This window comes from Streptomyces sp. NPDC021100 (assembly GCF_044333095.1).
Classification (GTDB): Bacteria; Actinomycetota; Actinomycetes; order Streptomycetales; family Streptomycetaceae; genus Streptomyces.
Window position 1 is genome coordinate 153,695 of sequence record NZ_JBIRQH010000002.1, and the last position, 20,814, is coordinate 174,508.

20 protein-coding genes are annotated in these 20,814 nt (G+C 73.7%); 13 read left to right on the forward strand and 7 right to left on the reverse strand.

Annotated features, from left to right (window positions below):
• Positions 1-20 precede the first annotated feature (20 nt).
• Both ACH4PU_RS04280 and ACH4PU_RS04285 read left to right on the forward strand, forming a co-directional pair.
• Positions 21-614, forward strand: a complete 594-nt coding sequence (locus ACH4PU_RS04280; protein ID WP_398265717.1) for an RNA 2'-phosphotransferase — start codon at positions 21-23, stop codon at positions 612-614.
• Between the two features lie 938 nt (positions 615-1,552).
• A complete protein-coding gene (locus tag ACH4PU_RS04285; protein ID WP_398265720.1) occupies positions 1,553-2,707 on the forward strand; it encodes a methyltransferase in 1,155 nt (384 codons plus the stop codon).
• A gap of 358 nt (positions 2,708-3,065) precedes the next feature.
• Here the strand turns inward: ACH4PU_RS04285 and ACH4PU_RS04290 are convergent, their stop codons facing one another.
• Positions 3,066-3,926, reverse strand: a complete 861-nt coding sequence (locus ACH4PU_RS04290; protein ID WP_398265723.1) for a DMT family transporter — start codon at positions 3,924-3,926, stop codon at positions 3,066-3,068.
• A 237-nt stretch (positions 3,927-4,163) separates the two neighbouring features.
• Between ACH4PU_RS04290 and ACH4PU_RS04295 the strand changes: the two genes are divergently transcribed.
• Positions 4,164-4,817, forward strand: a complete 654-nt coding sequence (locus ACH4PU_RS04295) for a hypothetical protein (RefSeq protein WP_398265726.1) — start codon at positions 4,164-4,166, stop codon at positions 4,815-4,817.
• A gap of 238 nt (positions 4,818-5,055) precedes the next feature.
• Here ACH4PU_RS04295 and ACH4PU_RS04300 read toward each other — a convergent pair whose 3' ends face one another.
• Positions 5,056-6,618 (reverse strand): MFS transporter, encoded by a 1,563-nt coding sequence (locus tag ACH4PU_RS04300; protein ID WP_398266944.1) that lies wholly within the window; start codon positions 6,616-6,618, stop codon positions 5,056-5,058.
• A gap of 131 nt (positions 6,619-6,749) precedes the next feature.
• Between ACH4PU_RS04300 and ACH4PU_RS04305 the strand changes: the two genes are divergently transcribed.
• The 3 genes from ACH4PU_RS04305 to ACH4PU_RS04315 all read left to right on the forward strand — a co-directional run bounded on the left by ACH4PU_RS04305 (position 6,750) and on the right by ACH4PU_RS04315 (position 8,934).
• Positions 6,750-7,784, forward strand: a complete 1,035-nt coding sequence (locus tag ACH4PU_RS04305; RefSeq protein WP_398265728.1) for an Lrp/AsnC family transcriptional regulator — start codon at positions 6,750-6,752, stop codon at positions 7,782-7,784.
• A gap of 284 nt (positions 7,785-8,068) precedes the next feature.
• Positions 8,069-8,464, forward strand: a complete 396-nt coding sequence (locus tag ACH4PU_RS04310; RefSeq protein ID WP_051072525.1) for a roadblock/LC7 domain-containing protein — start codon at positions 8,069-8,071, stop codon at positions 8,462-8,464.
• A 95-nt stretch (positions 8,465-8,559) separates the two neighbouring features.
• Entirely contained in the window at positions 8,560-8,934 is a 375-nt protein-coding gene (locus ACH4PU_RS04315) for a hypothetical protein (protein ID WP_398265732.1), read from the forward strand.
• A gap of 11 nt (positions 8,935-8,945) precedes the next feature.
• Here ACH4PU_RS04315 and ACH4PU_RS04320 read toward each other — a convergent pair whose 3' ends face one another.
• A complete protein-coding gene (locus ACH4PU_RS04320; RefSeq protein ID WP_398265735.1) occupies positions 8,946-9,785 on the reverse strand; it encodes an alpha/beta fold hydrolase in 840 nt (279 codons plus the stop codon).
• A gap of 47 nt (positions 9,786-9,832) precedes the next feature.
• On the reverse strand, positions 9,833-10,615 hold the full coding sequence (locus ACH4PU_RS04325; protein WP_398265738.1) for an alpha/beta fold hydrolase: 783 nt from the start codon (positions 10,613-10,615) through the stop codon (positions 9,833-9,835).
• Positions 10,616-10,764: 149 nt separating this feature from the next.
• Here ACH4PU_RS04325 and ACH4PU_RS04330 point away from each other — a divergent pair, with 149 nt between their 5' ends.
• Complete coding sequence (locus tag ACH4PU_RS04330; protein WP_398265741.1) at positions 10,765-11,649, forward strand: LysR substrate-binding domain-containing protein; 885 nt, start codon at positions 10,765-10,767, stop codon at positions 11,647-11,649.
• A gap of 85 nt (positions 11,650-11,734) precedes the next feature.
• Positions 11,735-12,292, forward strand: a complete 558-nt coding sequence (locus tag ACH4PU_RS04335) for an NUDIX domain-containing protein (RefSeq protein ID WP_398265744.1) — start codon at positions 11,735-11,737, stop codon at positions 12,290-12,292.
• Between the two features lie 453 nt (positions 12,293-12,745).
• Here ACH4PU_RS04335 and ACH4PU_RS04340 read toward each other — a convergent pair whose 3' ends face one another.
• Positions 12,746-13,759 carry a DMT family transporter gene (locus tag ACH4PU_RS04340; RefSeq protein ID WP_398265747.1) on the reverse strand — a complete coding sequence of 338 codons (1,014 nt, stop codon included), beginning with the start codon at positions 13,757-13,759 and terminating at the stop codon, positions 12,746-12,748.
• 404 nt (positions 13,760-14,163) lie between these two features.
• Between ACH4PU_RS04340 and ACH4PU_RS04345 the strand changes: the two genes are divergently transcribed.
• The 3 genes from ACH4PU_RS04345 to ACH4PU_RS04355 all read left to right on the forward strand — a co-directional run bounded on the left by ACH4PU_RS04345 (position 14,164) and on the right by ACH4PU_RS04355 (position 18,192).
• Entirely contained in the window at positions 14,164-15,288 is a 1,125-nt protein-coding gene (locus tag ACH4PU_RS04345; RefSeq protein WP_398265750.1) for a hypothetical protein, read from the forward strand.
• A 56-nt stretch (positions 15,289-15,344) separates the two neighbouring features.
• Positions 15,345-15,890, forward strand: a complete 546-nt coding sequence (locus tag ACH4PU_RS04350) for a type 1 glutamine amidotransferase domain-containing protein (protein WP_398265753.1) — start codon at positions 15,345-15,347, stop codon at positions 15,888-15,890.
• Between the two features lie 127 nt (positions 15,891-16,017).
• The gene (locus ACH4PU_RS04355) at positions 16,018-18,192 is read left to right on the forward strand and encodes an FUSC family protein (RefSeq protein ID WP_398265756.1); all 2,175 of its coding nucleotides are present in this window, start codon (positions 16,018-16,020) and stop codon (positions 18,190-18,192) included.
• 354 nt (positions 18,193-18,546) lie between these two features.
• Here the strand turns inward: ACH4PU_RS04355 and ACH4PU_RS04360 are convergent, their stop codons facing one another.
• Entirely contained in the window at positions 18,547-18,765 is a 219-nt protein-coding gene (locus tag ACH4PU_RS04360) for a hypothetical protein (RefSeq protein WP_398265759.1), read from the reverse strand.
• Complete coding sequence (locus ACH4PU_RS04365; protein ID WP_398265762.1) at positions 18,762-19,022, reverse strand: hypothetical protein; 261 nt, start codon at positions 19,020-19,022, stop codon at positions 18,762-18,764. The genes ACH4PU_RS04360 and ACH4PU_RS04365 overlap by 4 nt, the downstream gene beginning before the upstream one ends.
• Positions 19,023-19,328: 306 nt before the next feature.
• Here ACH4PU_RS04365 and ACH4PU_RS04370 point away from each other — a divergent pair, with 306 nt between their 5' ends.
• Positions 19,329-20,135, forward strand: a complete 807-nt coding sequence (locus ACH4PU_RS04370) for a helix-turn-helix domain-containing protein (RefSeq protein WP_398265765.1) — start codon at positions 19,329-19,331, stop codon at positions 20,133-20,135.
• 21 nt (positions 20,136-20,156) lie between these two features.
• Positions 20,157-20,426, forward strand: a complete 270-nt coding sequence (locus ACH4PU_RS04375; protein ID WP_398265767.1) for a DUF397 domain-containing protein — start codon at positions 20,157-20,159, stop codon at positions 20,424-20,426.
• The last annotated feature ends 388 nt before the right edge of the window (positions 20,427-20,814 follow it).

Sequence of the window (20,814 nt, forward strand, 5' to 3'; positions counted from 1 at the left end):
CGCCGAGCGAGACTGGCGGCATGCGCGACGACAGAACGGTACGGATCTCCAAATACCTCTCGAAACACCTGCGCCACGATCCCGGACGCATCGGCATCCGGCTCGACGCGGCGGGCTGGGTGCGGGTCGACGAGCTCCTGGCCGCTGCCGCCGCCCACGGCTTCCCCTTCACCCGCGAGGAGTTGGACCACGTCGTGGCCGTCAACGACAAGCGGCGGTTCGCCGTGGACGGGGAACGGATCCGGGCCCGGCAGGGGCACTCGGTGCCGGTGGACCTGGCCCTGCCGCCCGCCGAGCCGCCGCCGTACCTGTACCACGGCACCGTCGCGCGCTTCCTGCCCGCGATCCGCGCCGAGGGCCTGCGCCCCATGAACCGCCACCACGTGCACCTCTCACCGGACCGCGAGACCGCCGGCCGGGTGGGCGCCCGGCGCGGCAGCCCGGTCGTCCTGGCCGTCGACACCGGCGCCATGCACGCCGACGGGCACGTCTTCCACGTCACCGACAACGGCGTATGGCTGACGGCCGCGGTCCCCGCCCGCTACGTGCGCTTCCGCTCCGGCGGCGGACCGGACGACAGGGAGGGCGGGACGGGGGCGACCGGGCGGTCGTGAAGCCGGCCCTTCCGCAATGGACGGCGCGTACCCCCTCCCGTACAACGACCGCACGGGACACAGCGGCTACCGGACGTTCGAGGGGGACGAGGCCGAAGCGCCGTACGAGCGCTCGGGCCGGCGTCAAGGCGGCCCGGTGGCCCGATGGGCACAGGAATGTGAGCGCGTGCTCGGTCGGGACGTCATCGCGCCGGCAACAGCCGGTGTCGGAGGACCGGTCGGAGCGGCAGCCGCGTGAGCGCGTCGCTCCCGCCCGGGCCGCCACTCGCCGCATGGCCGTTTCCGCGAACGAGGCGGCCGCGCCGCGTGGTTGCTCCTGGTCATGGGCCCGGCCGCGCACGATCCCCCGGTGCGGCAGGACAGGTCCGCGGGCCGTCGCAGGCCGTCACGGGCCGGAGCCGCGTCCGGCCGCGCAGGAAAATACCAGCGCGCGCGGGCCCGACGGGTCCAGGATGAACTCCGGGCGCCCGGCACGGGGGTGCGGGCGCCGCCGAGGCCCGACGGCCCGGCCGGGGCGGCGCACGTTCCCCGGCCGGCCCGCGGTGGCGATGACGGACGGACGCGCCTGCGGCAGCTCCGCGCCGTCGCCCCGACGCGTCGTCTCGTGGGGGCGGGGGATGCGCGGCGTCCGCCCGCGCGTTCCCCACGAGCAGCCGGCGGCTCGGCGACCGGAGAGCCGTTCGCCGCACCACGGGCGTCACACTCACTCACCGCGCGTACCGGGCCGGCCGAAGCGCGGCCGGGAAGTGCGGCCGGACCGGCGGACGCGGCTGCCGGCCGGCGGACCGGCTGCCACGACCGGGCGCGCGCGACGGGACCGACCGCGTACGTCGCTCCATGAGCACGCGGCCGTCGGCGACCGGGCGGCCGTCGCGGGCGGCGGGCCCGCCGTGCTGATTGGGGGCCGCGGGGGCCGCTCCGCTAGCCTGAGCGGCACGATGAAGCGTTTTTCCACGTCATGGGGCACGTTCGACCTCACCCGCTTTCCGGAGGACCCGCGCGACCGGCTGTTCGCCTGGGACGCCGCCGACGAGTACCTGCTGCGGCACCTCGCGGACGGGGACGACGGTCCGGTGGACCTGTCGGGCGACGTGGTCGTCGTCGGCGACCGCTGGGGCGCGCTGGTCACGGCCCTCGCCGCGCACCGCCCCGCGCAGATCACGGACTCCTTCCTGACCCAGCAGGCGACCCGGGCCAATCTGGCCCGCAACGGCGTCCCGGCGGAGTCCGTGCGGCTGCTGTCCACGCGGGACGCCCCGCCGGAGCGGATCGACGTCCTGCTCGTCCGGGTGCCCAAGAGCCTGGCCCTGCTGGAGGACCAGCTGCGCCGGCTGGCGCCCGCCGTGCACGCGGGGACGACGGTCGTCGGTACGGGCAAGGTCACCGAGATCCACACGTCGACGCTGAAGCTGTTCGAGGACGTCCTCGGCCCCACGCGGACGTCGCTGGCGGTCAAGAAGGCCCGGCTGATCTTCTGCTCGCCGGACCCGGAGCGCGCCCGGCGGCCCAGCCCCTGGCCGATCGAGCACACCCTGGGCCCGGACGCCGGTCCGGCCGCCGGACTGACCGTGGTCAACCACGCGGGCGTGTTCTGCGCGGACCGCCTCGACATCGGCACCCGCTTCTTCCTCAACCACCTCCCGCGGCGGCGGGGCGGCGGGCGCGTGGTGGACCTCGGCTGCGGCAACGGCGTGCTGGGCACGGCCGCCGCGGTGGCCGCCCCGGACGCCGAGGTGTTGTTCACGGACGAGTCACACCAGGCCGTCGCCTCCGCGCGGGCCACCTTCCGGGCGAACGCGGGGGCGGCCCGGACGGCCGAGTTCGTCGTGGGCGACGCCCTGTCGGCGGTGGCCCCGGGCTCGGTGGACCTGGTGCTCAACAACCCGCCGTTCCACTCGCACCAGGCGACCACCGACACCACGGCCTGGCGCATGTTCACCGGCGCCCGCCGGGCCCTGCGCCCGGGCGGGGAGCTGTGGGTCGTCGGCAACCGGCATCTCGGGTACCACGTCAAGCTGCGCAAGATCTTCGGCAACTGCGACGTGGTCGCGAGCGATCCCAAGTTCGTGGTGCTGCGGGCCGTGAAGCGGTAGCGCCTGGCGGCGCGGTCGGGGCGGACGACCGGGCGCCGCCGTGCCGGGCGCCGGCGTTCGGTCTCGGCCCGGCCGTCGGCCGCCCCTGCGGGGGTGCGCCCCGCTCCCGCCCTTTCACCGTTTCCTGCGGGAGGGCCCGCGCCCCCGTGCAAGCGGCTTCGCCGCTTGTCCTCGAACGCCGGACGGGCTGAAGCCGACGCTCGCCCACCACGGCGGCCGGTGACCCGGCCCCGGCCGTCCGTCGCCCCTCCGGGAATGCGCCCCCGCCCCGCCCTTTCACCGTTTCCCGTAGGAAGGCCCGCGCCCCGCGCAAGCCGCTTCGCCGCTTGTCCTCAAACGCCGGACGGGCTGGAAAGGGTCAGCTCGGCAGCGCTACCGCCTCCACCCTCGGCAGGATCAGCGCACCGGCGACGATCATGAGGGCTCCGACGGCCTCCGGGATCAGCCACCACCCGGTGCGTACGTGCTCCTCGTACACCATGAGTCCCAGCGTGAGGCTGACGAGCGCGTCCCCGAGGGTGAGGGCGGGCTGGGAGGCGAGCAGCGGTCCCGACTCCATGGCGTTCGAGAGCAGGAAGAGGGAGGCCGCCCCGGCGGCGGCGAAGGCGTACGTCTGCCAGCAGGTGAAGAAGGCGCCCGCGCCGTGCCGGGCGAAGGCCGTCGCGGCGTCCTTCATCAGCGCGGCGGTCAGCGCGTAGCCGACGGCCGCCGCCGCGCCGAAGAGGGCGGCTCGCGCCTTGCCCCGGGGGCGCGGCAGGGCGGCCACGACGCAGGCCGCCATCGCCGCCGCGGCGGCGGTCAGGGCGGCCAGCCAGCGGGCGGTGCCGACGTGGACGTGTTCCCCGCCCGGCGCGGCGGCGGCCAGGGCCAGCCCCAGCCCGGCGGCGACCAGCAGAATCGCCGCCCAGCCGTACGCCGGCAGCCGGCGGCGGAAGACCATGCCGGCGATCAGCAGCGCGAACGGAAGCTCGCTGACGAAGATGGGCTGCACCAGGGAGAGGGAGCCCAGGGAGAGCGCGAGCGCCTGGAAGACCGCGGCGCAGACGACGGCGGCGATCCCGCCGAACCAGGCGGGGTGCCGCAGCAGGTCGCGGACCAGGCGGAGGCTGAAGGCGTCGGCCTTCGGGACGGTGCGCGCCGCCATCCGCTGGAGCACCACGGCGGTGGCGTTGCTGACGGCGGCCAATACGGCGAACAGCAGCGTGAGGACGTCTGCCACGTATCGCTCCCCTCCTGTCCGGGCGGCGGGCGGTCGCTTGCGTCACGGTGGCAGAGCGCGCCGCCCCACCGGCCCCGCGGCGCCGCCCGGGAACCCGGCCGTCACACGATCAGACGATCAGACGATCCGACGCATGCCCCAGGACGACCGGTTGCGCGCTTGTGCCCGGCGCGGCCCGCGCGGAAGGTGGCGGTGCCGGGCGTACCGGCCCGGCCGGTGCTTGCCGAGGAGGGCAGTGTGATCCACATCAGTGAGACCCTGGCGCTCCAGACGATCGAGGACTTCCTGGACGCGGAGGAGCGGGCGCGGCTGGCCAAGTTCGTGGACACCGACCCCGTCGCGTCCCGCCGTCCGGTGCGGCAGGCGGAGGTCGTGCCCGCCCCGGCCGGGGCCGAGGAGATCCTCCGCAAGGCGACGGAACGGGCGCTGCCCGCGATCCGGCGCGCGCTCCCGTCGGTGCGGGAGGCGGGCCCCTGGGGCTACACGGAGCTCTGGCCGGGGGACGCCGTCCCCACGCACCTCGACGGCATCCCGTCCCCCGGTACCGCCCCGCGCCGGATCGGCCGGATCGGGGTGTCGGTCGCCGACGCGGACGAGGGCGGGCTGTTCTACGTGGAGACGACGTCCAGCGGCGTGCCCTGGACGGGCGCGGTGGCCGGCGAGGCGGAGGGCTTCGCCCCGGGCACGCCCCTCACCCGCTGCCTGCCCCACCAGCCGGTCGACGGCGCGCACGCGGCGGAGCCGACCTGGCTGTCACGGACCCCCACGACCCGCTGGACGACGGCCGCTCCGGTGGGCGTGGCGGTCGCCTACGGCTCCCAGCTGATCCACGGAGTCACGCCGGTGCTGCGTGGCCGCCTCAGGAAGTTCGTCGCGGACCTGATCGCGTAGGCCGGCCCACCACGCCGCCCGCCGTCAACCTCCGGTGGAATCCGGCGTGCCCTGGCCGCCGCCGGATGGCGGCCCGTGGCCGGCATCCTCGTCACCTGCGGGCCGGCGGTGCGCTGCCGGTCGCTCTTGGACAGACCCGTGGCGCGCCCGGCCCGCAGGTGGGCGATCTCGCGCCCCGCGCCGCGCCCGGTCGGAGACCGCGGCGCGGCGGAGCGAGGATCGTGCGTGGCGACCCCGGTCAAGCCCGCGCCGCGGCCTCCCGGGCGGGCTCCGTGTCGCCGAAAGCCGTCGGAGCCGGGGGCTGCGGCGGGGTGGGGCGGACGAGGGCCAGGGTGAGGAGGCCGCCCAGGACCGCGGCGGCGGCGGACCAGAGGAAGACGGACTGGAGGCCGTCGGCGAAGGCGCGGTGGACCAGCTCCTCGGCCGCGGACCGGTGCGCCTCCGGCGCGGCGGCGACGAGGCGCCGGGCCTGGCCGCCGGCGAGAGCGGACGCGGCGCCGTGCGCGTCGGGGACGGCACCGGAGAGGTCGGCGCGGGCGGCGTGGGTGAAGACGGCGCCGAGGACGGCGATGGCGAGGCTGGTGCCGAGCTGACGGAAAGTGTTGACCGCGCCGGCCGCCATGCCCATGCGCTGCGGCGGCACGCTGCCCGTCGCGGCCGAGACCAGCACCGGCGTCGCCAGGCCGACGCCGACGCCCGCGACGGCCAGCCCGAGCACCAGGGCCGAGCGGCCGGCGTCGGCGGACATCGCCGTGTACAGCAGGTACATGCCGAGGGCGACGAGCAGCAGGCCGACGCCGATGGGCAGCCGCGGCGCGATCCGCTGGGTGTACCGGCCGGCGAGCGCGGCCACCAGGAAGGAGGCCACGGCCATCGGCGTCAGGGCGAGGCCGCTCTCCACCGGGCCGAGGCCGAGCACGGACTGCAGCCATATGGAGACGAGGACGAGGCCGCCGAACGCGCCGCCCTGGAACAGCAGCGCGCCGCCCATCAGGCCGGCGAACGACGGCCGGCGGAGCAGGGCGAGGTCGAGCATGGGCACCTCGCCCCGGCGCCCGGCGCGGGTCTCGGCGAGGACGAACCCGACGAGGGCGGCGGCCGCGACGGCGAACGAGGTGAGGACGGTGGCCGAGGTCCAGCCGGACTCGGCGCTGCGGATGAACCCGTAGGTCAGGGCCGCCGCGGCGAGGGTGAAGGTGACGGCGCCGGGGATGTCCACCCGGGTGCGCCGGGCGCCGGCGGCACGCGGCCGGTCGGCGCGGACGACGCGGAGGGTGAGCAGCACGGCCGCCGCGGCGATCGGCAGGTTGACGAGGAAGATCGCCTCCCAGCCGATGTGCTCGGTGAGCAGTCCGCCGAGGATCGGCCCGGCCGCCGCGGCGGCGCCGTTGACGGCGCCCCAGATGCCGAACGCCGTGCCCCGGTCCCGGCCCTGGTAGGTGGCGCCGAGCAGGGCGGCCGAGGTGGCGAACATCGCGGCGCCGCCGGCGCCCTGCACCGCGCGGGCGGCGATCAGGACGCCGGCGTTGGGGGCGAGTCCGCAGCCCAGGGAGGCCAGGGCGAACAGCGTCAGGCCGATGACGTAGAGCCGGCGGTGGCCGAACAGGTCGGCCAGCGAGCCCGCGACGAGCAGCAGCGCGGCCAGGGACAGGGCGTAGGCGTCGACCACCCACTGGAGGGACGAGAAGGTGGCGTCGAGGTCGTCCCCCATGTCCGGCAGGGCGACGTTCACGATGGTGACGTCCACCAGCAGGATGAAGGCGCCCAGGCTCACCGCCACCAAGGGCCACCACTTGCGCATGATCACTCCGTTTCCTCCGGGCCGCGGAGCGGTCTCCGCGTCACCCGCGCCGCAACCATCCGCCGGAACGCCCTCCTCGCACAGCCAGGACCACGTCGAGCGCGGAATCCGACAGCATTTACCGTGGGACGGTGAATCTCGACACCGTGCCCGACGACCGGCGAACGGTTCTGCCGCCGCTCGACACCTCCGACCAGGCCCTCGTCCACGCCCTCCAGATCGACGGCCGGGCGCCGTTCCGCCGGATCGCCGAGGTGCTCGGCGTCTCCGACCAGACGGTCGCCCGCCGCTACACGCGGCTGCGGTCGGCCGGCGTCCTGCGGGTGCTTGGGCTGACCGAGCCGCTGCGCCTGGGCCAGGCGCCGTGGATCGTCCGGATCCGCTGCGCGCCGGGCGCGTCCGCGCAGATCTCCGCGGCGCTGGCCCGGCGCAGGGACACCACCTGGATCAATCTGACGGCGGGCGGCACCGAGATCGCCTGTCTGGTGCGGCCGGAACAGCCCGGGGAGGACGTGACGCTGCTGGAGAAGCTGCCGGGCACGCCCCGCGTGGTGGACGTCGCGGCCCACTCGCTGCTGCACGTCTTCTTCGGGCAGGAGCGCAGCCTGCTGACCAAGTCGGGCCCGCTCTCCGCCGACCAGGTGGCCGCGCTGTCCCCCCGGGACGCCCCGGAGTCCCCGCCCGCCGACCCCGGCCCGGCCTTCCCGGTCGAGGCGGCGGACCACCGGATGTTCGACGTCCTGGCCCTGGACGGCCGGGCCTCCGTCGGGGAGCTCGCGGCGGCCACCGGCTGGTCGCAGACCACGGTGCGGCGCCGGATGGCGGAACTGCGGGCGGCCGGGGTGCTGTACTTCGACGTCGACTACCACCCGCGGGTGCTCCAGCGGCACTTCCGCTCCCTGCTGTGGCTGAACGTCGAGCCGTCCCGGATCGAGGAGGTCGGCAGGGCGCTCTCGGCCCATCCGGAGGTGGCGTTCGCGGCGGCGATCACGGGGGACGCCAACGTGCACGTCAGCATCACGACGCCGGACGTCACGGCGTTCTACCGCTACCTCACCGGCCCGGTGGCGGCGCTGCCCGGCATCCTGGGCACCGGCTCGGCGCCCGTCCACCGCACGGTGAAGGGGGCCGGGCCGCTGTGGACGCCGCAGTGGGGGCAGTGGTGAGCCGCCGAGCGCAAGGGGCCCGGTGGGCAGTTGTGGTCCGGACCAATCGAAACGTCGATTTCCGGACCTCTCCCCTCTTGTGCCTCAGAGGAATGTGACGGGGGAAATTGCCGAAACCCTCCCGCCGCCTCACTCCTTTCGCATACCTTCCGTCGCAACGGACACGCCACCGGTAATCGCCCGAGGGCGGGAGAGGATTGTGTGACCGTGCCGTGCACCCGCCCGACTCCACCGAATCCATCATGAGGCGCGCCTTGAGGCAGTTCGCCGGAAGGAGGCAGTCGATGACCGCCGCACCACCCGAAGTGCTCGCCGAGTTACAGGAGTTACGGGTCAGGGTTCCGTATCTGACCGGTGCGATGGTGGCGAGCACGGACGGCCTGGTGATCGCCCATCTGCTCGCCAACGCGGAACCCGACGGGGTGGCCGCGCTGACCGCCGCGGCGCTGGGCGTGGGAGCCCGGCTGACGGACGCCGTGGGCCACGGCGGCTTCCGCGAACTGCTGGTCAACGGCGAGTTCGGCTACGTGGCCACCTACGCGGCGGGCACCGCCAGCGTCCTGACGCTGCTGGCCACCGCCGACGCGAACGTCGGCCGGCTCAACATCGAGGCCCGCCGGGCCTGCCCCCGCCTCGGCGCCCTGATCGACGGCGCCCTCCAGCGGCAGCGGCAGCCGTAGCGGCACGCCCCCGACGACTCACGGGGGCGGACTCCGATCCCTGAAGCGCCCCCGTACGCCCCGCATCCCTTACCGACACCGAAAGCGGAACTCTCATGGCCAACACCGAAATGGCACTCAAGGACGCGATGAACTCCATCGAGGGGGCCATCGGCGTCGCGCTCGTCGACTACGGCAGCGGCATGGCGCTCGGCACCCTGGGCGGCAACCAGTCGATCGACCTCAATGTGGCCGCGGCGGCCAACACCGACGTCGTCCGGGCCAAACTGCGCGCCATGGAGATGCTGAACCTCCAGGACCGCATCGAGGACATCCTCATCACCCTCGGCACCCAGTACCACCTGATCCGGCTGCTCACCGGCCGCGGCGGCAACGGCCTGTTCCTGTACCTCGTCCTGGACGCCAAGCGGGCCAACCTGGCGATGGCCCGCCACCAGCTCAAGCGCATAGAGAGCGACCTGGAGGTCTGAGCGCCGGGCGGTCAGCGCAGGCCCGCGGGCTCGCGCTCGGCGGCCGCGCGCTCGTCGAGGAAGGCCGCGAGCTTCCCGGCGAAGCCCTCCGGGTCCTCCCCCGGAGCGCCGTGCCCGGCGTCGATCTCCGCGTACCGGCTGTCCGCGATGCCGGACAGCAGCGCCTGCTGCTGGCCCGCGTCGATGATCCGGTCGTGCGCGCTGGCCAGCACCAGGGTGGGCGCGGTGATCCGGCCCAGCAGCGGGCCCAGGTCGACCGTCAGATCTGCCTCGGTCTGCCGGTCGGTGCCGTGGGCGATCGTCCCGGAGAGCGCGCCGACCAGGGCCTCGTAGGAGGTCTCATCGGTGTGCTCCCAGTACCGCGGGCCGAAGGCCATCAGCGGCAGCATCCGGACGAACAGGTCCGTGCCGTGCAGGGCGTCGGTCCGCAGCAGGGCGAGCCAGTAGCGGAACTCCGCGGCCATCCGGGAGTCCGTGCGCACCCACGCGGCGTGCAGCGCCAGTGAACGGACCCGGCCGGGGTGCGTCGCCGCGAGGTGCGCGGCCACGACGGCGCCCAGCGAGTGGCCTGCCAGGTGGAAGGTGGCGAGCCCGGCGTCGTCGGCGGCGGCGAGGACCTCGGCGGCGAGGTCGGCGACGGTGAGGGGGCCGCCGTGGTCGGTGGTGGCGCCGGACCCGGAGAGGTCGGGCGCGACCACGGTGAAGCGGTCGGCGACGGCCCCGGTCAGGGGCTGCCACTGCTCCTTCGTGGCGCCCGTGCCGTGGACGAGGACCAGGCCGGGGCCGGACCCGGTGCGGTCGTAGGCGACGGTGGCCTCGCCGTGGGACAGAGTGGCGGTGGTGCTGGGCATGGGTGTCCGTTTCTCGTGTGAAGCGTGAGGTGTGAAGGGGGATGTGGTTACGCGGGGACGCCGGCCCGGATGGCGGTGAGCAGGCCCCGCAGCGCTTCGTTGAAGGCGGCGGGCCGCTCCTGGTGCGCCATGTGGGCGGCGCCGGCGATGACGCGGACCTCGGCGCCGGGGGTGAGCCCGGCGCACTCCCGGGAGATCGCGACGGGGATGTGGCTGAGCTCGCCGTGGATGTAATGGACCGGCACGCGCAGTTCCGGCAGCGCCGGGCGCGGGTCGTATGCGAGGGCCCGGTCGAACTGCCTGTCGATGAAGACGCCCGAGTCCAGGATCTGGCGGATCGTCCAGTCGGCCAGCGCCGGCGAGGCGTCCGGCCCGAACCAGCCGGGGACCCAGCCCGCCACGGTGCCCGCCCGGTCCTCGCGCAGGCCGTCGAGGAGGTCCGTGGGCAGCGGTTCGAGCGTCGGCCAGTGGGCGGACCCGTCCACCGAGACCGCCCCGGCGACGAGTTCGGGGTGGTGCAGGGCGAGTTCGAGGGCGAAGACGGCGCCGATGGACGAGCCGACGACCACGGGCCGGTCCAGCCCCAGGGCGCCGATCAGTTCGGCGGTGTCGCGGACCACGCCGTCGATGTCGTTGCCGGCGGCGGGCCGGTCCGACCGGCCGCAGCCGCGCCAGTCGACGGTGACGACGCGGTGGTCCGGGACGAACGCGGGGAGCTGGGCGCCCCACACCCGTCCGCTGGTCCCCCAGCCGTGCAGGAACAGCAGGGCCGGTCCGGTGCCCTCGTCCTCGTAGTAGAGCGTGGTGCCGTTGACGTTCGCGTACGGCATGGCGGGCTCCTCCCCGGGCGGTCGGGCCGGCGCTGGATGCCGGTCCGTCGATGACCCCACTCCATCGCGCCGCCCGCCCGTGACCAAGGCGCGAAGTGCGCCTACACTCATCACGAATCGAGATCGGTGCAGGTGGGGAGCAGGCGAACGTGGAACTCCGACAGCTGGAGTACTTCCTGGCGGTGGCGGAGGAGCTGCACTTCGGGCGGGCCGCCGAGCGGCTGCACATCGTGCAGTCGGCCGTGAGCCAGCAGGTGCGCCGGCTGGAGCGGGAGCTGGGGATGCCGCTGTTCGACCGGACGACCCGGGCCGTCGGGCTGACGGAGGCCGGACGCCGGCTGCTGCCGCACGCCCGTGAGGTGCTGGCCGCGCGGGAACGGGCCCGGGCCGCCGTCGACGAACTGCGCACCGAGCGCGCCGCCACCCTGCGGCTCGGCACCAGCTCGGGTCTGGGCGCCCGGCTGGAGGCGATCCTCGACGGCTTCGCCCGGCTCGCCCCCTCGGCCCAGCTGGAACTCGTCACCGCCGCCACGGACGACCGGCTGCGCCGCGTCCGCTCCGGCGAGCTGGACGCGACCCTGCTGCGCGGCGACCGGCCGGTCCCCGGGCTGGAGTTGCTGCCGCTGTGGGAGGACGACGTCATGGTCGCGCTGCCCGCCCGGCACGATCTCGCGGTACGCGACACGATCGACATGGCCGACCTGGCCGGGCTCCCGCTGCGGCTGTCCGGCCCCGAGCGCAACCCCGCGCTGTACGACCTGGTGCTGCGCTCGTGCGAGGAGGCCGGTTTCACCCCGGAGCTCGGCCCGGAGTTCACCACGGCCCAGGACACCCTGGCGTCCATCGGATACGGAAAGCCGTCCTGGACGGTCTTCTACGCGCCGCACGCCGACCAACTACCCGTGCCGGGCGTGGTCTTCCGGCGGCTGCGCGCCCCCGCGCCGGTCATGCGGGCGTACCTGGCGGTGCGCCCGGACCCGCCGCGGGCCGAGCTGCGGGCGCTGATCGAGGCGTGCCACCACGCGGCGGCCTGATCCCGGCCGGGCGGGCGGACGGGCGGAAGTGCCGGGCGGGATAATTCCGTTGGAGCGCGGCCGGCCGCTCCCTAGGATGCGGCACATGATCACCTCCTCCGCGTCCGTCCCGGACCTCCTGAACCGCCACCGCCCCGCCGACGACCGGGAGCGCGCCGACGTCGAGCGCGTGCGCGCCCTGCTCGCCGCAGACGGCGACCCCTGGCAGCGCGTCCTGCCCCTGCACCTCACCGCGACCGCGGTGATCGTCCACCCGGAGAGCCGCCGGGTGCTGCTCCGCCGCCACCCGCGTCTCGGTTCCTGGCTGCTGGTGGGCGGGCACGGCGATCCCGGGGAGTCCGACCCGCTGGCCGTGGTGGTGCGGGAGGGGCGGGAGGAGACGGCGCTGACGGACCTGGCGCCGTGGCCGGACGGGGAGTTGGCGCACGTCGTGGTGGTGCCGGTGCCCGCATCCGACCGCGAGCCGGCCCACGACCACGCCGACCTCCGGTTCGTCCTGGCGACCAAGACTCCGGAGGCGGTCCACCCCGAGCACCCGGGGGCGGAGCTCTCCTGGGCGGGCGTGGACGAGGCGTTGGGGATGGTGGTCGAGGAGAACGTGCGCGAGACGCTGTCCCGGGTACGGCCGCTGCTGGAGCTCTGACGCGGGGCACCTGCGCGCGGCGGGGGCGTTGCGGGGGCCTGGCGCGGGAGCGCCCGGCGTGACGCGGGGCCGGCGTGAGGCAGGGCTGAGGTGACGCGGGGCCGGCATGTGCGGCCTGGCGCGACGGCCCGCCGGGCGCGGGCCCGGCAGTCGCGAGCATGAGCGCGAGGGGCCCGGCGGACGCCGGCCCGGCGCGACGCCGGCCTGGTTGCGCGGGGCGGCAGGATGCGAGTCCATCGTGCGGAGCCTGCGCGACGCGGGCCCATCGTGCGAGGTCTGCGCGACGCGAGCCCGACGTGCGAGGCCCGGCACCCCGCAGGCCCGGTGCGCCGCAAACCCTGCGCTTACGCCACCGGCACGGCCGGCTCGGCGCAGGGCAACCGGCCCGGCAGGCGGCCCGCACGGGCAGCGTGCCGCACGGCAAGCCGCCGGCTCAGCGGCCGGCAGCCGGGCTCAGCGTCCCGCGGCCACCGCGTGATGTCCGCGCGCCCGTTCGCCGTCGGCCGCCGGCGTATCGGCCGCCGGCGCGTCCGCCGCCGTACGGCCGCGGCCGCTCGACGCGATCGGCTCGGTGCCGCCGGTCTTTTGCCGGGGCGGCGTGCGACGCGTCGCGGCGACGGCCACGCCGAGCAGCACGATCAGCCCGCCGACGCCGGCCAGCGGCGCGGGGACGTTGCCGAACAGGGCGGCGTCCAGGGCCAGGGCCGCGACGGGCACGGCGTAGAGCACCAGCGAGCTGGTGGCCGCCGTCGCGGCGCGCAGGACGCGCGACCAGGTACAGAAGGCGAGGACGGTGCAGCCGAGGCCGAGCCAGCCGACGGCCGTCCCCTGCCGCCAGCCGACCGCGGCCGACTGCCGTACGGCGTCGGGGACCGCGAACAGCAGCGGCAGCAGGCCGAAGAGGCTGCCGTAGAAGATGCAGTCCAGCCCCGAGTAGCGGCGCAGCAGCGGCTTCTGGAGGACGAACGAGGTGGCCTGCGCGGCCGCGGCGACGACGATCATCGCCATGGCGGTGTGCGAACCGCCGCCCGCGCCGCCGGCGATGGCGACGAGGAGGGCTCCGCCCAGCGCGACCAGCAGGCCGACGATGCCCCGGGAGCCGGGCCGTTCCTTCAGGACGAGCATGCCGAGGAGCGTGGCGAAGACGGGCGAGGTGGCCACCAGCATGGCGGCGGTGCCGCCCTCGACGTGCCGTTCGCCCGCGTACAGCAGGAGTTGGTAGGCGGTCATGCCGGTGAGGCCGAAGCCCGCCATCCGCAGGGCGTCCGCCCGGCGGAGCCGGCTGATCCGGCCGGTGAGCGCGCAGGGGACGAGGATCGCCGCGGCGCAGACGAGGCGCAGGATGGCGATGGACGTCGGGGAGTAGCCGTCGAGGGCGACGCGGATCGCGGGGAAGGCGGACCCCCAGAGGATCGCCGTCGCGGCCATGAACGTCCAGGGGGACGTCGTTCGGCGCTCGGCCGTCATGGGAGGTCACCGCCCATCGGTAGGGGACGTGCAGAAGGGCCGTGGGAAGCGGTTGTTCGCTGTTTCCGGGCCGCTTTCGACGCTAGCGGCATTCCATCCATAAGTCGAATAATGAATTCCGTTACGAAATCCAAGGATGCCTTTGAGAGATGTTCGGGAGGCGTGCCGCACGCGCGGGCACGACAAGGGGGCCGGGGTCGCGCCGGACGCCCTCCCCTCCTCGGGGCGCCGACCCTTCCCCGGCCCGCTCAACTCCCATGATTCCAGAGCGCATTCGTTCAGTCACGACCTGTAACCGGACGGCCGGGGTGCGGCTCCCGGCCTCGCGCCCCGGCGTGCGCCGTTGTGCCCCATCTGCTCAGCTGGATGAGTGGGCGCAAACCGCCCCGGGAGGAGGAGTCCACATGGCTATGGCCACTCGGGATGCCACCCTGACCGGCACCGGGACCCTGCGCGAGCTGCTGGCCGCGCCGGGCCCGTTCGCGTCGGTCTATTTCGACCTCGAAGCACGCCCCGAGCGGGCGGAGGAGGCCGGGGCCCGCTGGCGCGAACTGGCCGCCCGGCTCGCCCGCGAGGGCGCCGACGCGGCCACCGTGGACGCGCTCACGGCCCGCGTCATGGACGCGCTGCCGGGCACCGGCGTCCTCGCCCTCTTCGCCTCGCACGGCGAGGTGCGCCACGTCGCCGGGCTGCCCGGCGGACACCACGGCGACGTCGCCGAATTCGCCGCCGTACCGCACCTGTTGCCGCTGCTGGAGTGGCGGCAGGAGCACCCCGCGCACGTCGTCGCCGTCGTCGACCGCACCGGCGCCGACCTCCTCGTCCACCCCGAGGGCGGCACCGAGGCCCGGCGGCGTACGGTCCAGGGGACCGACGACGAGATCCTGCGCACCTCGGGCCTGCCGAACATGCGCTTCCAGCACCGCGCCGAGGACTCCTGGGAGCGGAACGCGAAGGTCGTCGCCGAGGCCGTGGACGAGGCGCTCGCCGAGGTCTCGGCGTCCCTGCTGCTGGTCGCGGGCGACGTCCGGGCCCGGCAGTACCTGACCAAGCACCTGCCCGCGCGGGTCCGCCGGGACGTGACCGTCGGGCACATCAGCGGCAGCCGGTCGGCGGACGGATCGGCGGCGGTGCGGACGTCCCGCACCGAGACCGAGGTGGCCCGGGCGGGCCACGCCCGGACCTCGGAACTGCTGCGCACGCTGGAGCATGAGCTCGCGCCCGGTGGGCACGCGGTCGAAGGGGTCCGCGCCACGCTCGACGCGCTCGCCGTCGGCCGGGTGGGGACCCTGACGGTCACCGACGACCCGCGGGACCAGCGGACCGCCTGGTTCGGCGACTCGCCGGCCGAGCTCGCCGAGCGCCGCGACGACCTGCCGCCGGACGGCGGCGGGGAGCCGCACGAGGGGCGCCTCGCCGACGTGGCGGTCCGGGCGGCCCTGCTGACCGGCGCCGACGTACGGGTGCTGGAGCCGGGCGAGGCCCGGACCCCGGCCCAGGGCACGGGAGGCATCTGCCGCTACCCGTGACGGCCGTCACCGCCGAAACAAGCCGATCGAGACGAGCAGGACAAGGAGAACACCGCATGAAGGTGGCATTTCTCGTGGCCCCGGAAGGCATCGAACAGGTCGAGCTGACCGACCCGTGGCAGGCGGTCCTGAACGCCGGCGGCACCCCGCGCCTCGTCTCCACCGAGCCGGGCAGCGTGCAGGCGTTCCACCACCTCGACAAGGCCGACACCTTCCCCGTCGACGACGTGGTGGACCAGGTGTCCGTCCAGGAGTACGACGGGCTGGTGCTCCCCGGCGGCGTGGCCAATCCGGACGCGCTGCGGATGCACGAGGGCGCCGTGTCCTTCGTCAAGTCCTTCTTCGCGGCGGGCAAGCCGGTCGCCGCGATCTGCCACGCCCCGTGGACGCTGGTGGAGGCCGACGTGGTGCGCGACCGGACCCTGACCTCGTGGCCCAGCCTGCGCACCGACGTCCGCAACGCGGGCGGCACCTGGGTGGACGAGCAGGTGAAGGTGTGCACCGGCGGCCCCAACACCCTGATCACCAGCCGGAAGCCGGGCGATCTGCCGGCCTTCTGCTCGGCGTTCGTGAAGGAGTTCCGCAACACCGCGAAGGGCTGACCGCGAACGTCCTCGACCGCGCGGGCCGACGGCACCCCACCCCGTCACGACGGGACGGGAACGGCCGCCGTCGGCCGTTCGGCCGCCCTTGAGTTGCGGCGGAGGACGGTTCTCCTAGCGTGGCACTGTGATCGGCGCTCCGGACCACCGCCCCGGTACGGGCGGACCGCTCCGCCGGCTCCTGCGCGCTCCGGGCGTCGCGGAGCACCTGCGGCGCGCCGCGTGGGTGACCGTGGCCGGTTGCGCGGGCTTCTACACGTTCGCCTACGCTTTCGGCCGGCGCGACATGGCGCTCTTCGCCATGTTCGGCGCGCTGCCCCTGATCCTGTTCTGCTCGATCCCGGGACCGCCCCGGCGGCGTACCGGGACCGTGCTGCTGACGCTGCCCGCCGGCTGGGTGCTGGTCACCGCCGGCACCCTGCTCGCCGTCCGCCACTGGGCGGCGGCGCTGGGGATGCTGGTCGTGGGCTTCCTCGTCTCCCTGCTCGCGAACGGGGGGCCGCGGACGGCCGGTCCGGCGCCCGCCCTCCAGCTCTACTACGTGCTGCCCTGCTTCCCTCCCTACGCGCCGGACGCCCTGCCCGCCCGTCTGGCCGGCCTCACCGTCGGCATCCTGCTCACCGCCCTCGTGGACCGGCTGCTGTGGCGCGATCCGCCGGCCGTCCCGTACCGGACGCTGCTCGCCGACGCCACGGAGGCCACGGCCGGCTACTGCGCCGCCGTCGGGCGTCTCCTGGCGGGCGACGGCACCGCCGAGGACGTCCGGGGCGCGCGGGAAGCGGCCCACCGGGCCCTGACGGCGACGCTGCTGCCCGAGGTGCCGCCGACCGAACGCCCCACCTCCGCGACGCTCGGTGACCGGTCCCTCGTCCACACCGGCGCCGCGGTGCGGCACGTGCGCGACCTCTTGGACGGCATCGTCGACGACCACGGCGGGCCCGTGCCCGGCGCGCACGGTCTGCTGCGGCAGTGCGCGGACTCCCTGCGGCGCACCGCCGCGTCCCTGCGCCCCGATGCCCCGGGCCCGGGTGGCGAGGACGCCCTGCCCGCCGTACTGGCCGCGTTCGACGAGGAGCGGGCCCGGGGGCTCGCTCGGGCCACACCCGGACGGCTGCGGCAGGACGCCGTGGTCCGCCGGGTGGCGGAAGGGACGCTCGTGGCGGCCGAGGCGGGGCATCTCGCGGCCGGCGGGCGGTTGTCCGCCGCCTGGGACTACCCCGGCAGCCCCTTCGTGTACGCCGGCGTCGGCACCGCCGCGTGGTGGTGGCACCGGCTGGTCGTACGTCTGACGCCGAGGTCCGTCCTGTTCCGGAACGCCCTCCGGCTCTCCCTCGCCCTGGCCTGCGCCCGGCTCGTGGTCGGCGCCCTGGAACTGCCGCACGGCTTCTGGGCGCTGCTGGCGGTCCTCAGCCTCATGCGCACCTCCGCGGCCGACACCCGGGCCGCGCTGGTGCCCGGCGTCGTCGGGACGGTCGTGGGCGGCGCCCTCGCCACCGGGATGCTGCTCGCCGCCGACGGCACGACCGCCTTCTACGCGGCCTTCACGCCCCTCTTCCTGCTCGTGGGCCTGACGGTGGGTCCGGTGCTCGGCCCCGCCTGGACGCAGGGCGTGGTGACCGTCATCCTTGTGCTGGTCTTCGGCCAGGTGGCGCCGCCCGACTGGGACCTGCCCGCCGTACGGCTCCTCAGCGTGCTGGTCGGCGGAGGGATCGGCGCGGTGGCGAGTCTGCTCGCCTGGCCCCGGGGAGCGGCCGGACAACTCCGGCACGACATCGCCGACTCCCTGACCCGGGCCGCCGCGGCGTGCCCGGCCGTGACCGCCCGGCTGGTCCGCCCGCACGACGGCGGCGTGGAGGAACTGGCGGCGGCGCGGCGGGCCTTGTTCCTCGTGCAGGGGACCTACCTCCAGTACCGCATGGAGGCCGCCTCGCGGGACGGGCGGGGGGACCCTCCCTGGGAGGCTTTCATGCTGCCCGGGTACGCGGCGGCCGGTGGCGGCGCCATGATCCTCGCCCGCCGCCGGGATGGCGACCGCCCGCCACTGCCGGCCGCCGCCGGCGAGGAGCTGACCGGGCTGGCCGGGCTGGCGGCCGCCGGATGCCTGGCGGCGGCGGAGACCCTCCGCTCGGGGCGGGCCCCCGGACGGGACTCCGGCGGTGCCCCGCCCGCCGAGGCGTCCGGCGCTCTGCGCTGGGCGGCCGGCCACGCGGCGTCGGCCTCGGTGGCCGACGTTCTGCTGGTCGCCGAGGTGGAGGCTTGGCTGGCGGGGGTGGTACGGGACGCGGGCGCGGCCCGGGGGTGAGGGTGCCCCGGTCCCGCCCTGTGAAAGAACCCCCGCCTGAGCCTGGCGGGGGCCGGGTACCTGCCTCGACTGCGGACCGTCCTCACAAGGGTGCGATCGAGGCAGGGGCTTGCGGGGGCTTGCTCACCTCATGAGGATTGCCCTCCAGAAGCGGTGGATGATCTCTCGGTAGCCGGTGTGGGAGGGGTTGCGTCCGGTGTGCCGAAAGGCCCAGTCTCGTGTCTCTTCGAAGTCCTCGTCGGCACCGGAGAGGTGTCCGCAGGTAGTGCATTCCATTTCGTGGAGAATGGGCGGAGCCTCTGCTGTCGTGTCCGGGGTGATGGCCCAGTCGGCGTACCGGACCACGGTGTGTGCTCACTGGCCCCACCTCGGTCGGTTGTTCGCGGCCTTCACCTTGGCGCTCAGGACTTCCGCAAGGGTTGCCGGGCGCACGGTGTTCGGTTTGGCGTCCAACTCCAACCCGCCGTTGACCGGTCGGAGTTGGATGAGGTCTCGGTCACTGGCCATGACTTGGCCGATCTCGTTTCGTTCGATGTCGGCGACGTACGAGCCGATCACGGGGGGTTTGGTCACCGGTCCGTCTCCCCGGCCTGTGACTGGCGGACGATGTTGATTCCGTGGACGGAGGGCAGGAGGACGTAGCCGTCACCGGTCGGCGTGGGGACGAGTTGCCCGCAGCCGCAGCGGAGCTTGGGGGTGCGCACGGGGGGCTTGTGCGCGGCGGGCGGGGGCGGGGCGATGGTCCGCCGGCTGGGGGTGTCGAGGGGCTGGACGTCGAGGAAGAGGGCGTCCCTCAGTCGCCGGAGCCCTCGGCGGATAGAGTTGAGCATGTCGGCGCTCCTTGTCAGCGTTGACCGTGCCCCGGGACCGGTAGGACGGTCGCCGGGGTTTTTCGCACCTGCGTACGATCAAGTTCCGGGCATAGGTGGCCCGTTGAGCGGACTCAAGATCACTGAAAGCGACCCTTGAGACCACTCCGCGTAGCATCCACCGCACAGAACGCGCCGCGCAACCTGAACGCACGGAACATGTTCCAAGATTTTTTAGGAGCGGTAGCCTGTCCCAACTCCTCAGCCGGCGAAGGGACCCCGATGCCAGAGACACGCCCGACCGTGCGTCAACGCCGACTCGCGAAGATGCTCGCCAAGCTGCGCGAGGAGGCGGGGAAGACGCCCGAGGAGGCAGCGGAGCGCATCGGATGCCACCGCTCCAAGATCAGCCGGGTGGAGAACGCACGGCTCGGGATCTCCGTCGGGGAGGTGCGGGACCTCCTTCATTTCTACGGCATGGACGATCCCGACTACGTCGAGGAGGTGGCGAACCTTGCCCGCCGACGCAATGAGCGTGGCTGGACGCAAAAGCTTGGGCTCAAGATCCCCTCGTACGTGGACTACATCGACTACGAAGAGACCTCCGACTACATCCGGTCGTTCGAGCCGATGATTGTCTCTGGGCTCCTGCAAACCGCCGAATACGCGAGAGCGCTCCTCAAGGCGGATCCATCGATGCTTTCCGGTGAACGCATTGAGGAGCTAGTCGAGATCCGCATGCACCGCCAAGAGATCCTCGACAGGATTTCACCGCCACGCGTGTGTGTCATCCAGGGTGAAGCGGCCTTGCGGGCAGAGGTGGGCGGTCCGGCGGTCATGGCAGACCAACTTGACCACTTGATGAAGGTCGCCGAGCGTCCAAACATTGAACTACAGGTCTTGCCCTTCAACGCTGGTGCGCATGCCGGAATTCTCGGCACATTCGTGCTGTTTTCATTCCCCACGCCTGCGTTCTCTGACATCGTGTGCGTAGAGCATCGAACGGGAACTCTCTACATGGAGACCCCGGACGACATCCATGCCTATACGATCACGTTCGACTCTTTGAGATCAACAGCCTTGAGTCCAGCGGAGAGTTTGGACATGATCAATCGAGTCAAGCGGGAGTTGTAAGCAGCAACGGGAGAGGTAGCGATGCTTGCCCAGGCGACACACGAACTTCAATGGCAAAAGAGTACATACAGCGGCAACTCGGGCCAATGCATAGAAATCTCAATAGGCCACGGCGACCGTGTGCTCGTGCGGGATTCCAAGTGCCCACACAGATCAAGGATAATGGTCAACGCCGCTGTGTGGTGCTCCTTCGTTGGAGCTGTCAAGGCGGGACCAGAAGGGGATTTCAGGTTCCCTGTGATGGACACGATGCTACGTCTGGAGTATGTGAGCGGGATCGGTGCTCGCTAGTTCATGTCCTTTGCGGTCTGTCATCGCGTATGGGTGCAAGTCATGATGATGGACCTCATTTTGCTGGGTTTGGGCTTTCCTCCCGCAAGATAGCATCCTGGTTGCCTTTCCGAGACGACTTTGTCGCGTTGGCACCGTGGGAAGAAATGCCGCATAGGGCGTTGCCCTCAAGGGCATTGGATTCTTCACCGACTACTCTGGTGGTCGGTTAGCGGATCTCTATCCCCCCATTTCTTGCGGGGGCAAGCCCCCGCACCCCGCAACCGCGCTCCGCGCGCTCGTCCTCAGGCGCCGGACGGGCTGAATTCAGCCCGTCCGGCGCCTGAGGACGAGCGCGCGGAGCCGCGACAAGCGGGGTCTGGGGCGCAGCCCCAGGAAACTGGGGGCA